Consider the following 14081-nt stretch of genomic DNA (forward strand, 5'->3'; position numbering starts at 1 on the left):
CCGCCTCAAGGACCCGCCTCAAGGACCCGCTGATATCGCATGAATCCATCCCGCGCCTTTATCCTGCGTCCCGTCGGCACCGCGTTGCTGATGGCCGCGATCATGCTGGTCGGCCTCGTCGCGCTGCGCTTTCTGCCGCTTTCCGCACTGCCCGAAGTCGACTACCCGACCATCCAGGTGCAGACGTTCTATCCCGGCGCGAGCCCCGACGTGATGACCTCGTCGGTCACGGCGCCGCTCGAACGGCAGTTCGGGCAGATGCCGTCGTTAAACCAGATGTCGTCGCAAAGCTCGGCGGGTTCATCGGTCATCACGCTGCAGTTCAACCTCGATTTGCCGCTCGATATCGCCGAGCAGGAAGTGCAGGCCGCCATCAACGCGGCCGGCAACCTGCTGCCGTCCGATCTGCCCGCGCCGCCGATCTACGCCAAGGTCAATCCGGCCGACGCGCCGATCCTCACGCTCGCGATCACGTCGAAAACGCTGCCGCTCACGCAGGTGCAGGATATTGCCGACACGCGCCTCGCGCAGAAAATCTCGCAGGTCGGCGGCGTCGGTCTCGTGAGCCTGTCGGGCGGCCAGCGTCCGGCCGTGCGTATCCAGGCGAACCCGCTTGCGCTCGCGTCGTACGGCCTGAATCTCGACGATCTGCGCACCACCATCGCTAACCTGAACGTCAACACCCCGAAGGGCAGCTTCGACGGCCCGACGCACGCCTACACGATCAACGCGAACGATCAGCTGACCGACGCCCGCGCGTATCAGAGCGCGGTCGTCGCCTACAAGAACGGCCGTCCGGTCATGCTGACCGACGTCGCGACGATCATTCCCGGCGCGGAGAACACCAAGCTCGGCGCGTGGGTGAACGACACGCCCGCGATCATCCTGAATGTGCAGCGCCAGCCGGGCGCGAACGTGATTCAGGTGGTCGACAGCATCAAGAAGCTGCTGCCGTCGCTGCAGCAATCGCTGCCGGCCGCACTCGACGTGCAGATCGTCACCGACCGCACCACGACGATCCGCGCCTCCGTACGCGACGTGCAATTCGAGCTGCTGATGTCGGTCGTGCTGGTCGTGCTCGTGATGTACCTGTTCCTCGCCAACATTTATGCCACGATCATCCCGAGCCTGTCGGTGCCGCTGTCGCTGATCGGCACGCTCGCGGTGATGTACCTGTGCGGCTTCTCGCTCGACAACCTGTCGCTGATGGCGCTGACCATCGCCACCGGCTTCGTCGTCGACGATGCGATCGTGATGATCGAAAATATCGCGCGCTACGTCGAGGAAGGCGAACCGCCGCTGCAGGCGGCGTTAAAGGGCTCGAAGCAGATCGGCTTCACCATCATCTCGCTGACGGTCTCGCTGATCGCGGTGCTGATCCCGCTGCTGTTTATGGGCGACGTGGTCGGGCGCCTGTTCCACGAGTTCGCGATCACGCTCGCGGTGACCATCGTGATCTCGGCGGTCGTATCGCTCACGCTTGTGCCGATGATGTGCGCGAAGCTGCTGCGCCACACGCCGCCGAAGGAAAGCCACCGCTTCGAAGCGCGCGCGCACGCGTTTATCGATTACGTGATCGACCGCTACGCGGTCGCGCTGCGCTGGGTGCTCGACCGCCAGCCCGCCACGCTCGTCGTCGCGGTTCTCACGCTGGTGCTGACCGCGCTGCTCTACGTGTTTATTCCGAAGGGCTTCTTTCCGGTCCAGGATACCGGCGTGATCCAGGCGATCACGCAGGCGCCGCAGTCGGTGTCGTACCAGTCGATGGCCGAACGCCAGCAGGCGCTCGCCGCGGAAGTGCTGAAGAATCCGAACGTCGACAGCCTCACGTCGTTTATCGGCGTCGACGGCACCAACATCACGCTGAACAGCGGCCGCATGCTGATCAACCTGAAGCCGCGCGACGACCGCGATGCCACCGCGAGCGAAGTGATCCGCGAGTTGCAGCGCGCGACCGCGCATCTGCCGGGCGCGACGCTTTACATGCAGCCCGTGCAGGATCTGACGATCGATTCGACGGTCAGCCCGACGCAATATCAGTTCATGCTGACGGACCCGAACATCGCCGAGTTCCAGACGTGGGTGCCAAAGCTCGTCGAACGGCTGCAGCAGGTACCGGATCTCGCCGACGTCGCCACCGATCTGCAGAGCAACGGCCAATCGGTGTACGTCGAAATCGACCGGCCCACCGCCGCGCGCTACGGCATTACGCCCGCGACCGTCGATAACGCGCTTTACGACGCATTCGGCCAGCGTATCGTCTCGACCATCTTCACGCAGTCGAACCAGTACCGCGTGATTCTCGAAGCGACGCCGACGCTGCAGCACTACACGGAGTCGCTCAATTCGATCTACCTGCCCTCTTCGACCGCGGCCGGCGGCCAGGTGCCGCTTTCGGCCATCGCGAAGTTCCACGAGCGGCCCGCACCGCTGCTCGTCACGCACCTGAGCCAGTTCCCGGCCACCACCGTGTCGTTCAACCTCGCGCCGGGCGCGTCGCTCGGCGCGGCCGTGAAGGCAATCCAGCAGGCGGAAAAAGACATCGGCCTGCCCGCGTCGTTCCAGACGCGCTTCCAGGGCGCGGCACTCGCATTCCAGGCATCGCTGTCCAACGAGCTGTTCCTGATTCTCGCGGCGATCGTCACGATGTATATCGTGCTTGGCGTGCTGTACGAAAGCTTCGTGCATCCGGTCACGATTCTGTCGACGCTGCCGTCGGCCGGCGTCGGCGCGCTGCTCGCGCTGCTGATGACCGGGCACGATCTCGACATCATCGGCATCATCGGCATCGTGCTGCTGATCGGTATCGTGAAGAAGAACGCGATCATGATGATCGACTTCGCGCTCGAAGCGGAGCGCGAGCATGGCAAATCGCCGCGCGAGGCGATCTACCAGGCCTGCCTGCTGCGCTTCCGGCCGATCCTGATGACCACCATGGCGGCCCTGCTCGGCGCGCTGCCGCTGATTCTCGGCAGCGGCGCGGGCTCCGAGCTGCGCCGGCCGCTCGGCATCGCGATCGCGGGCGGTCTCGTCGTCAGCCAGCTGCTTACATTGTTTACCACGCCCGTTATCTACCTCGGCTTCGATTCGCTCGCGCGCCGTCTGCGCGCGCGCTTTCAGCGCGATCCTCGCAACGGCGCGACGCCGCCCGCCACCGATGCCGGGAGCTGACCGATGAACCTGTCGCGTCCGTTTATCGCGCGCCCGGTCGCCACCACGCTGCTGTCGATCGGCATCGCGCTGTCCGGCCTGTTCGCGTTTTCGAAGCTGCCGGTCGCGCCACTGCCGCAGGTCGACTATCCGACCATCTCGGTGCAGGCCACGTTGCCGGGCGCCAGCCCGGAAAACGTCGCGACCAGTGTCGCGAGTCCGCTCGAGCGGCACCTCGGCGCCATCGCGGACGTCACCGAAATGACGTCGTCGAGTTCGGTCGGCTCGACGCGCATCACGATGCAGTTCGGCCTCAACCGCGATATCGACGGCGCCGCGCGCGATGTGCAGGCCGCGATCAATGCGGCGCGCGCGGATCTGCCGACCAGCCTGCGGCAGAATCCGACGTATCACAAGGTCAATCCGTCCGATGCGCCGATCCTGATTCTGTCGGTCTCCTCGAAAACACTGCAGGCCGGCCAGCTTTATGATTCGGCCGCGACCGTGCTGCAGCAGTCGCTGTCGCAGGTCGACGGCGTCGGCGAGGTCGACGTCAGCGGCTCGGCAAACCCGGCCGTGCGCGTCGAACTCGAACCGCATGCGCTGTTCCATTACGGCGTCGGCCTCGAAGACGTGCGCGCGGCGCTCGCCTCGGCGAACGCGAACAGCCCGAAAGGCTCGATCGAGTTCGGCGACAAGCACGTGCAGTTGTATACGAACGACCAGGCGAGCAAGGCGTCGCAATACAAGGACCTCGTCATTGCATACCGCAACGGCGCGGCCGTGCATCTGTCCGATATCGGCGAAGTCGTCGATTCGGTCGAAGACCTGCGCAACCTCGGCCTCTCGAACGGCTCGCGCGCGGTGCTCGTGATCATTTACCGGCAGCCGGGCGCGAACATCATCGAAACGGTCGACCGCATCAAGGAGGAACTGCCGCAACTCGTCGCGTCGCTGCCGCGCGACGTGCAAGTGGTGCCCGCCGCGGACCGCTCGACCACGATCCGCGCATCGCTGCTCGACACCGAGCACACGCTGATGATCGCGGTCGCGCTGGTCGTGATGGTCGTGTTCCTGTTCCTGCGCAACTGGCGCGCGACGCTGATTCCGAGCGTCGCGGTGCCGATCTCGATCATCGGCACGTTCGCCGCGATGTATCTGATGGGCTTTTCGATCGACAACCTGTCGCTGATGGCGCTGACGATCGCCACCGGCTTCGTCGTCGACGATGCGATCGTCGTGCTCGAAAATATCGAGCGCCATATCGAGAGCGGCGTGCCGCGCATGAAAGCGGCGATCATGGGCGCGCGCGAGGTCGGCTTCACGGTGATGTCGATCAGCATCTCGCTGGTCGCCGTGTTCCTGCCTATTCTGCTGATGGGCGGCATTGTCGGGCGTCTGTTCCGCGAGTTCGCGCTGACGCTCTCGCTGGCCATCGCGGTCTCGCTCGTGGTGTCGCTGACTCTCACGCCGATGATGTGCTCGCGCCTGCTCCACGAGCCGCATGAGAAGAAAAAGGAAGGCCGTTTCTCGCGTTGGCTCGAGCGCGGCTTTACCCGCATGCAGGACGGCTACCGGCGCACGCTTGGCTGGTCGCTGCGCCATCCGCGCATCATTCTGCTCGTGCTGTTCGCAACGGTCGGTCTCAACATCTGGATGTACATCATCATCCCGAAGGGCTTTTTCCCGCAGCAGGATACGGGGCGGCTGATCGGCGGTATTCAGGCGGACCAGAGCACGTCGTTCCAGGCGATGAAGGGCAAGTTCGCCGAGATGATGAGCATCGTGCAGTCGAACCCGAACGTCGATACCGTGGTCGGCTTTACCGGCGGCCGGCAAACGAACGCCGGTTTCATGTACGTGTCGCTCAAGCCGAAGCCCGGCCGCACGCTCTCGGCCGACCAGGTGATCCAGCAACTGCGCGGGCCGCTGTCGCACGTGGCGGGTGGCCGCACGTTCCTGCAGGCCGTGCAGGACATCCGCGTCGGCGGCCGGCAGTCGAACGCGCAGTATCAGTACACGCTGCTCGCCGATTCGACGCCCGATCTCTACAAATGGACGCCGCGCATCACGACGGCGCTGCAGGCGCGCCCCGAACTGGCCGACGTCAATTCGGACCAGCAGGAAAGCGGCCTCGAGGCGTTCGTGACGATCGACCGCGCGACGGCCGCGCGCCTCAATATCACGCCATCGCAGATCGACAACACGCTGTACGACGCGTTCGGCCAGCGCCAGGTGTCGACGATCTACAACCCGCTGAACCAGTACCACGTGGTGATGGAAGTCGCGCCGAAATACTGGCAGAGCCCGGAGATGCTCAAGCAGGTATGGATCAGTACGACCGGCGGCACGGCGAGCGGCTCGCAATCGACGAACGCGACGGCCGGCACCGTGACGATGACGAACGCCTCGGGCAACGCAACGAGCACATCGGGCAGCGGCACATCGGCGAGCACCGCCGGTTCGTCGAACGCCGCGGCCATCGCCGCCGACGCCGCGCGCAATCTCGCGAACAATTCGATCGCGGCGAGCGGCAAGTCGAGCGCGTCGACGGGCGCGGCGGTGTCGACCTCGAAGGAAACGATGATTCCTCTGTCGGCGATCGCGACGTTCGGGCCCGGCAACACGCCGCTCTCGGTGAATCACCAGGGGCAGTTCGTCGCCTCGACGATCTCGTTCAATCTGCCGCCGGGCCGGTCGCTATCGGACGCAACGGCGGCCATCGACGAGACCATGGCGCGGCTCGGCGTGCCCGCAACCATACACGGCAGCTTCCAGGGCACTGCGCAGGCGTTCCAGCAGTCGCTGAACGACCAGCCGATCCTGATTCTCGCCGCGCTGGCCGCCGTCTATATCGTGCTCGGCATTCTGTACGAGAGCTATATCCATCCGCTCACGATTCTTTCGACGCTGCCGTCGGCGGGCGTCGGCGCGCTGCTCGCGCTGCTGCTCTTCAATACCGAGTTCAGCATCATCGCGTTGATCGCGGTGATTCTGCTGATCGGCATCGTGAAGAAAAACGCGATCATGATGGTCGACTTTGCGATCGACGCGTCGCGCACGCGCGGACTGTCGTCGCGCGACGCGATCGAGGAAGCGTGTCTGCTGCGCTTCCGCCCGATCATGATGACGACCTGCGCGGCGCTGCTCGGCGCGCTGCCGCTCGCGTTCGGTCGCGGCGAAGGGGCGGAACTGCGCGCGCCGCTCGGTCTTGCGATCGTCGGCGGGCTGATCGTGAGCCAGATGCTCACGCTCTATACGACGCCGATCGTCTATCTGTATATGGACCGGATGCGTCTCTGGTGGGAAAAGCGGCGCGGCGGTACCGGTGAGCCGGCGGCCGCGGCGAAGTGAATGAGCGGCGGCCCGCACTAGCCGCTCATTGCCCGCCCCGCCTCCTGCGTCTCTAGCATGAGAACCTTCAGGGCCCGGCTCTCGCAGGCGGGGCGCCGCAACCGGCTCATGGCGGAGGTGCGATGTGATTCCTGTGTTCAGACGCTGGCACACCTCGCCGCCACCACCCGACGCCTCGCGGCCCGCGAACGAAACGGCGCCGGTCGCCGCGGCACGCGCGCGGGCGAGCGCTCATCAACAGCAGCCCGCAGCCTTGCCGGCTATGCCCGGCCATATCGCGCCCGTGCCGCCTGGCCGGGCGACGCCGAGCTTGCGGGTGCCCGACGCCGCATTGATGTTCCGCACGCTTGGCGCATGGAATGAAGTGATATCGCTGAAAGATGCGCGGAAAATCGACGACCTCACGCAGCAATCGAACGCCGGCCAGTTCGCGAGCTTGCAATCGTTTATCGAAGACGGCGACCCGCATATCAACCGCACCTTGCGTACGCGTCGGCAACGGACGCCGGCCATGCAGCAGTTCCTTTCCGACTTCGCGCGACTGCGCGACTATCGCGGCGAATCGTATCGTGCGGCATGGCTCAAGCCCGCCGCGCTCGACGCGCTCCTGCGCCGCACGCATACGCGCTTTTTCGACGACGGCATCCAGACCGGGTCCGTCGCGCTGCCTCACGCACAAATCTGGCTGCGCCATCTACGGGAAGCGCAGCGCAATCTGAAGCCGGCGATTCTGATTTTCGACGCGAGCGTGCCGCAAAAGAATCTCTCGCACGGCAACGGACTGGGCATGGTGGCGGTCGGGCCGGGCGTATCGCTCGAACTACGGCGCGTCATGCAACACCAGGGCATCACGTTTGCGCTATTCTCGACGGCCAACAACGCCGACGGCCTGATGACGAAGCTGCCCGACGGCTCGCTCGTCTATCGCTCCACCGTTTGACCGGCGCCGCGCGCCGCACGAGTGCCGGTCAAGCGGGCATCCCAGGCACCAAGCGGGGACACCGACCGGGCGCCGCCTAGAGCTTCTGCGCCATCGCGCGCGTCAGAATGCGCTGCCACTGGCGCGCCTGCCGCTCGTTTTGCATCGGCAACTGCCAGACCGGCCGCGCCGTATCCTTGACCTTCAGCCCGACGCGCCAGCCGCTGCCGTCGCGTTCGGCCCGCGCGCCTTGCAGGTCGCCGAAGATATAGTCGCCCTTCGCGCCGCCGAGCTGGATCGAGCACAGGCCTTTGCCCGCGGCGAGCCGCACGCTGCCCCACGATTGCTTGAGCTCATGAGTCCAGTCGCCGTCGTGGATGTTCGGTGCAATCTCGCGATGACGCCGCCACCAGTAAGCCGCCGCGGCAATCACGACGATCGCCGCCACCACCGCCGCGCCGATCGCGACACCGATGCCGAAATGCGCGGCGAGCGCATCGTACGCGCGCACCGCACCGTAGATCAACGCAATCAGAACGAACAGAGCGACAAAGATCGGCATCGCGCCTCCGTAAGAACGTCGGTCAATCGTTGATCAAGCGCTGCTCAATGTGATTGTTCGCGAGCACGCACGACGGCGTCAGGCGCAGCACAGCGCGGCGCCGGCCGCGCGGCCAGGGGCACAGGTCACTGCGACTTGTGCGTCGCCGCCCATTGCTTGACCGCCTGCAGCGTGTTTTCGACGTGCTTGTCCGGCGACATGCTCGTGTATTCGTAAATGATCTTGCCGTCCGGCGCGATCACATACGACACACGGTTCGCCATCGAGTCGTGCATCGGCAGGCCGGCATCGTACTTGCCGATCACTTTCGCATCGGCGTCGGCGGCCACGGGGAATTTGCTGCGGCATTCGCTGACCGAGAACTTCGTCAGCGTGTCGATATTGTCGTGCGACACGCCGATCACGGTCGCGCCGTATTGCTTGTATTCGTCGACGGCGTCGGCAAACTCGTGCGCCTCGATCGTGCAGCCTTTCGTGAAGGCGGCCGGATAGAAGTACAACACGACCGGCCCCCGCTTCAGCGCATCGGCCAGCGAGTAGGTGTAGGTCTTGCCGCCGAGCGACGCCTGCGCGGTGAAATCGGGCGCGGTGTCGCCGGGCTTCAGGGTCGCCGATGCGCCAAGCGCATAAAACGACAGCGCGGCGGCGAGGCCCGCCGCAGTCAGGGTTTGCTTCAGGGTACGGTTCATCTGCGCTCCTCCGGTTCGTGCGGCGGGCGGAGGGGCGACACCGGCCGCCCCCGTCGTCATCCTTCGCCGTCACGCACATCGATTCGCTATTGGATCACAGTTTGCCCGGCGCCCGTGCATGCTGCGGTCAGCCCGAACCCGTCGCCGCCTTGGTGTTATGCCGTTTCAGCTGCCGTCAATTCCCACCCGCATGCGCACCGAACCACGCGGCGGCCGACAGGTTGAGTTCCGCCAGCACCGCGGGCGTGAACACCGAGAAACGCTCGAGCACCTCCGCCTGCACGATCGCCGTTGCATCGGCGCCCTGCCCGGCCGCTTCGGCGACCCGCAGCAGCGCACCCATCTCGCCGTCGCGCTCGACAATCGCATTGCGGATCAGCGGCGACAGCCCGAGCTTGTCGAGCGCCTTCGCGGGCGTCGAGTCGACAACCACATGCACGAGCGAAAAGATGCCGGTCATAAACGCCGCATCGGCGAAATCCTCGTCGCCGGGACGCAGCAGGCGCGCCGCCAGCTCCATGAAGCGCGAGCGCGTGCCGGCCAGCTGCACGAGCGGATCGGAACTCCACGGCAGCTCGCCGCCGCCCGCGTAGAGCAGCAGTTGCGCCCAGCGCGCGATCTGCCGCGTGCCGGTCGCGATGATCGCCTCGCGCAGCGAAGCGATATGACGGCCAAGGCCAAAGGCGCTCGAGTTGACGAGTCGCAGCAATTGCACGACGACGTTCGGATGGCGCTTGAGCTCCGCTTCGAGCTCGAAGAGTCCCGCGTCGCGCGACAGCAGCGCGAGCAGGCGCAACAGCGCCGCGCTCGACGAACGGCTGCGTTGCGCGGCCAGCACCTGCGGCCGCGCAAAGAAGTAGCCCTGGAACAGATCGAAGCCGAGGTCGCGCGCCTGAAGAAAGTCCTCTCGCGTTTCGACTTTTTCGGCGATCAGCGTTTTGCCGTGGCCGCGCAGCGTCGCCGCAAGCGTCTTCAGCGAGCTGCGTTCAGCCAGCAGGAAATCGACCTTGACGATATCGGCATACGGCAGCATCGCGTAGAGGCTCTCGGAGAGCTCCCAGACGTCGTCGAGAGCGATCCGGAAGCCGGCCCGGCGCAATTCGGCCAGACGCGCGAGCAGCCGCGCGTCGACGGTCACGGTTTCGAGGATCTCGAGCACGAAGCGCTGCGGCGACATCAGATGCACGATGTCGTCGAACAGCAGGCGCCGGCCGATGTTGATATAGCCGCGATGCTGGCCGAGCACGGCCGGCACGCCAATCGAGCCGATCGTGCGGGCCACGACCTGGGCGGTCGCCTGCGCGTCGTCGGACACGCGCGCGTGATTGTGCGCACTGTCGCGAAACAGCAACTCATAGGCATTGAGCGCGCCGCTGCGATCGAGGATCGGCTGGCGGCCCAGATAGACGAATTCCGAAGCGGAGCGCGGGGCATCCAGCGAGACGCTGAGTGTGCCGCTCTGCATGCCGCCGGCTCCCTTCTCGGTCCTGCGGTCGTCTCTATCGTCGAATGGTTCTGACATGATGGATGGCGGCGTGGATTCAAAAAACAGCAATCGTGCAGGCCAGGGATGGAAACGGTCCCACCGACCGCCGCGCATCGTACCAAAACCGAACCGCCGCACGAACAATCGCATTAACGGAACAAGGGGGGCAGTACTTTAGCGGGACCGTCGATGCGGTGCAGCGTGCGGTGCGAAAGTGACGCTTATTCCCGCGAAAACGGCTTGCCGTCACGCGAAAACCAGTCTTTTGGATGCTTTTTTTCGACCCAAGGCTAAAGATTTTGCCGCGCCGGCCGTTATGGTGCTCTGATGGACGTCTTCCCATCTTCCGGCTGGATGCGGTAACCGGCGGACGGGCTCGCCCGCCTGCGACGAAACAGGATTGTCAGCGACTTACATGGAAGCGAACAGGATTACCGCACCTCGACGGGGCTGGCTGCGCAACGCGATCCAGCGTTGGCGCACGGTACTGGGCCCGCGCGGCGGCGAGGCGCACGCGGCCGGTGCGGGCGCCGCCGCCCTCGGTCTCGAGCAGACCGTCGGCGCCGTCGACTTCCTCGCTCACGTCGACAGGGATTTGCGCTTCCTGTACGTGACCGACGCGAGCCTGCGCTTCATCGGCTACCACCGCGAGTATCTGCAAACCATCAGCCTGCACGACATCGTCGCGCCCGCCGACAGCGCGCGCCTCGAAGCCGTGCTGACGCGTGCCGAGGCAAGCGGCACGGTCGAAAAGGTCTCGCTCGATCTCGTCAAGTCGTTGACCTACCCGATCGCCGTCGAACTGCGCGTCGTGCGCAATAACCACGACGGCATCGAGGGTTATGCGATCGCCGGCTTCGACGTGTCCGCGTGGCGCGCCAACGAAGCGAGCCTCAAGCGCGCGCTGCACACCGATCATCTGACCGGCATCGCCAACGTGCCGGCGCTCGTCGACGCGCTGCGCGACGCACAGCAGCAGGCCGACGCCAACGGCACGCCGGCCGCGCTGCTGCTGCTCGACCTCGACGACTACCAGCGCGTCAACCGCGCGCTCGGCTACGACGCCGGCGACGAAATGCTGCGCGACACCGCGAGGCGTCTCACGCACATGACGACGCAAGGCGAAATCATTGCGCGCGTGGCCAGCGACGAGTTCGCGATCCTGCTGCCGCCGGCCGCCACGCGCACCGACGCCGCGATCGCCGCCGAAGCGCTCGCGCGGCGCCTGCTGACCGCGATCCAGCAGCCCTACTCGTACAACCGGCAGCCCGTGCATCTGTCGGCCAGCATCGGCATCGCGCTGTATCCGGACGTGCAGCACTCGAACGACTCGACTTCGCGCGACAGCCAGCTGCTGCGCTGGGCCGACCACGCGCTGCTGCGCGCGAAGGCGGCGGGCGGCAACACGCTCGCGTTCTACGTGCCCGACGACAGCCCGGCCGACGCCGAGCGCCTCAAGCTCGAATCGGACCTCTACGACGGCGTGCGCAACGGCGAGTTCTCGCTGCACTTCCAGCCGATCACGAGCAGCCACTCGCGCGGCGTGGTCGGCGTCGAGGCGCTGATCCGCTGGCACCATCCGCTGCACGGGCTCGTGCCGCCGTCGATGTTCATTCCGCTTGCGGAGTCGGTCGGCCTCATCAATTACCTCGGCAACTGGGTGCTGAAAGCCGCGTGCATGCAGCTCATCCAGTGGGACGCCAAGGGCATCAAGCTGCAATACGTGGCGGTCAACGTGTCGCCGCAGCAGTTCCGCGACCCGCGCTTCACCGACAACGTGCGCGAAGCGATCGCGCTGACCGGCATCGACCCGCGCCGGCTCGTATTCGAAATCACCGAAACCCTGCTGATGCACGATCCCGCGCATGCCACCGCGCTGCTCGCGGAATTAACTGCCATCGGCATACGTTTTGCTGTTGACGACTTCGGCACGGGCTACTCGAGTCTCGCGTATCTGCAACGGTTCCCGCTCGCCAAGCTGAAAATCGACAGGAGCTTCGTCGAGAATCTGCTAACCTCGCGCAACGATCAGGCAATTGTCAGCGCAGTGGTCGGACTTGCGCAGACACTCGATCTCGAACTGGTCGCCGAAGGCGTCGAAACGGAAGCGCAGCGTGCGTTGCTGACCCAGATGGGATGCGATCACATTCAGGGGTGGCTCGTGTGCAAGGCGCTGCCGTCCGAAGAACTCGCGCAGCGCTTCGAATCGCGCGCGCTTTACCTGCACGACGCAGCGTGATGCACGCCGCGCAACAACGCACCGGCGGCCCGCACGAAGTGCGCGGCCGGCTACTCACTGGAACACGTATGGCTTTTGCGGGACTCACATGTTAAAGGCGGCGTTGCTCGACAGGCTCTGGGGCAAGATGAGCGAGCGCGGCGATTTTCCGATGCTGTCGCAGTCGCTCCGCACGACAATGGCCGCCGTCAAGAACGACGAGCTCGACTTCACGTCGCTCGTTCAGGTTGTGCTCTCCGACTTCGCACTGACCCACAAGGTGCTGCGTCTTGCGAATTCGGCGATGTACATGGCGTTCGGCGGCAACATCACCACCGTCTCGCGCGCGCTGATGGTGCTCGGCATGGATGCGGTCGGCCACCTCGTCGTCGGCCTGCAGATCGTCGATCACTTTCACCACAGTGTGCCGCGCCGCATCGACGCGAAGCTCGAACTGAACCGCACCATGCTCTCGGGCTGCGTGGCGCGCAAGCTGACCGAACGCGGCGACCTGCGCGCGGGCGAGGAAGCCGTGGTCTGCACGCTGATGCGCCAGGTCGGCAAGCTGCTCGTCGTGTTCTATCTCGACACCGAATGGGATCAGATTCGCCGCCAGCTCGATGCGGGCATCTCCGAAAAGGATGCGTGCGCGAGCGTGCTCGGTGTGTCGTACGAGGAGATCGGCATCGAAGCCGCGGTGCGCTGGCGCTTGCCGGAAATCATCCGCATCGGCATGACCGCGTTCGACCCGGCGCGCGACGACGAGCCGCGCCAGACGCAATGGATGCGCGCCGTCACGACCTTCTCGACCGAGGTGGCGAACCTGCTGACCGCGCCCGACATGCCCGTCGCCGTGCGCGACGCACGCATCGCGGAACTCGCGCAGCGCTATAGCCGGCCGCTCAACACCGAGGCGGACGTGCTGATCGAAATGAGCATCGCGCTGGCGCGCGAAGAAGCCGGCGACGGCGTGATGCGCGAGATCAACGAACTGCGCGCAAGCGCCGATGCAATCGCCCGCGAGCCGCTCGAGCCGGAAGACCGCATTCGCGCGGGCGTCGAAGACCTGCGCGCGCTGCCCGCGGACAACGCGCTCGCGCCAGCGCTGACGCTGGCGTCCGAAACCGTGCTGGCGGGGCTCGGCTTCGACCGCACGGTCGTGTTCGTGCGCCAGGGCAGCGGCACCTTCAAGGCCAGCATGGGCTTCGGGCCGAAGGTCGACGCGGTGATGCCGCAGCTGTCGTTCGCCAGTGCGTTCCAGCCCGACGTGTTCCACCTCGCCATCGCAAACTCGGTCGGCATTTTCATCGAGAACGCGCGCGACCCGAAGATGGTCGCGCGGCTGCCGGACTGGTACAAGCGCTCGTTCAGCGACGCGCAATCGTTCGTGCTGCTGCCGGTCATGCTCGAGAACCAGTCGACGGTCGCGCTGATGTACGGCGACTGGACGCACAACACGGAGCCGCGCCGGATCAGCCAGCAGGAAATGGCGGCGCTCAACGAGTTATCACGGGAATTGCGGCGTTTTTTCGCCCAAGCGCCGGTGGGTGAGCTGGAGACGCAGTGATTCGCGCCGTGATTCGATTCCGCGAACGGGATCGACGAGACGCATCACTGAGCTGACCAACCTGCCGGCGCGGCACATATTACCGCGCGTATTACAGCGCATCTCGCCGTGCGCGCGCCCTGCACATGCGTGCAGG

At 65.6% G+C, this 14081-nt stretch carries 8 protein-coding genes; 5 read left to right on the forward strand and 3 right to left on the reverse strand.

Annotated elements, in window-relative coordinates; all coding sequences use genetic code 11:
* Positions 1-39 precede the first annotated feature (39 nt).
* The 3 genes from ACYPXD_RS23075 to ACYPXD_RS23085 all read left to right on the forward strand — a co-directional run bounded on the left by ACYPXD_RS23075 (position 40) and on the right by ACYPXD_RS23085 (position 7444).
* Entirely contained in the window at positions 40-3171 is a 3132-nt protein-coding gene (locus ACYPXD_RS23075) for an MdtB/MuxB family multidrug efflux RND transporter permease subunit (protein ID WP_459716419.1), read from the forward strand.
* A gap of 3 nt (positions 3172-3174) precedes the next feature.
* Positions 3175-6504 (forward strand): efflux RND transporter permease subunit, encoded by a 3330-nt coding sequence (locus tag ACYPXD_RS23080; protein ID WP_459716421.1) that lies wholly within the window; start codon positions 3175-3177, stop codon positions 6502-6504.
* Positions 6505-6757: 253 nt separating this feature from the next.
* Positions 6758-7444: a hypothetical protein gene (locus ACYPXD_RS23085; RefSeq protein ID WP_459716424.1), complete on the forward strand. Its 687-nt coding sequence runs from the start codon at positions 6758-6760 to the stop codon at positions 7442-7444.
* A gap of 76 nt (positions 7445-7520) precedes the next feature.
* On the opposite strand, the gene ACYPXD_RS23090 is transcribed toward ACYPXD_RS23085, so the two are convergent.
* The 3 genes from ACYPXD_RS23090 to ACYPXD_RS23100 form a co-directional block, all read right to left on the reverse strand.
* Positions 7521-7985, reverse strand: coding sequence for a hypothetical protein (locus ACYPXD_RS23090; protein ID WP_459716426.1), 465 nt, complete (start codon positions 7983-7985; stop codon positions 7521-7523).
* Between the two features lie 125 nt (positions 7986-8110).
* Entirely contained in the window at positions 8111-8674 is a 564-nt protein-coding gene (locus ACYPXD_RS23095; RefSeq protein ID WP_459716428.1) for a peroxiredoxin, read from the reverse strand.
* 175 nt (positions 8675-8849) lie between these two features.
* Entirely contained in the window at positions 8850-10139 is a 1290-nt protein-coding gene (locus tag ACYPXD_RS23100; RefSeq protein WP_459716432.1) for an EAL and HDOD domain-containing protein, read from the reverse strand.
* Positions 10140-10575: 436 nt separating this feature from the next.
* Here ACYPXD_RS23100 and ACYPXD_RS23105 point away from each other — a divergent pair, with 436 nt between their 5' ends.
* Together ACYPXD_RS23105 and ACYPXD_RS23110 are read left to right on the forward strand one after the other, a co-directional pair.
* A complete protein-coding gene (locus ACYPXD_RS23105) occupies positions 10576-12399 on the forward strand; it encodes a putative bifunctional diguanylate cyclase/phosphodiesterase (RefSeq protein WP_459716743.1) in 1824 nt (607 codons plus the stop codon).
* Positions 12400-12487: 88 nt separating this feature from the next.
* A complete protein-coding gene (locus ACYPXD_RS23110; RefSeq protein ID WP_459716435.1) occupies positions 12488-13945 on the forward strand; it encodes an HDOD domain-containing protein in 1458 nt (485 codons plus the stop codon).
* Positions 13946-14081 lie beyond the last annotated feature (136 nt).

The sequence above is a fragment of the Paraburkholderia sp. 2C genome, from assembly GCF_054589215.1.

Coding starts and splice junctions, on each gene's coding strand:
- ACYPXD_RS23075 (WP_459716419.1), top strand. CDS start 40: ATGAATCCATCCCGCGCCTTTATCCTGCGTCCCGTCGGCACCGCGTTG.
- ACYPXD_RS23080 (WP_459716421.1), top strand. CDS start 3,175: ATGAACCTGTCGCGTCCGTTTATCGCGCGCCCGGTCGCCACCACGCTG.
- ACYPXD_RS23090 (WP_459716426.1), bottom strand. CDS start 7,985: ATGCCGATCTTTGTCGCTCTGTTCGTTCTGATTGCGTTGATCTACGGT.
- ACYPXD_RS23095 (WP_459716428.1), bottom strand. CDS start 8,674: ATGAACCGTACCCTGAAGCAAACCCTGACTGCGGCGGGCCTCGCCGCC.
- ACYPXD_RS23100 (WP_459716432.1), bottom strand. CDS start 10,139: ATGCAGAGCGGCACACTCAGCGTCTCGCTGGATGCCCCGCGCTCCGCT.
- ACYPXD_RS23105 (WP_459716743.1), top strand. CDS start 10,576: ATGGAAGCGAACAGGATTACCGCACCTCGACGGGGCTGGCTGCGCAAC.
- ACYPXD_RS23110 (WP_459716435.1), top strand. CDS start 12,488: ATGTTAAAGGCGGCGTTGCTCGACAGGCTCTGGGGCAAGATGAGCGAG.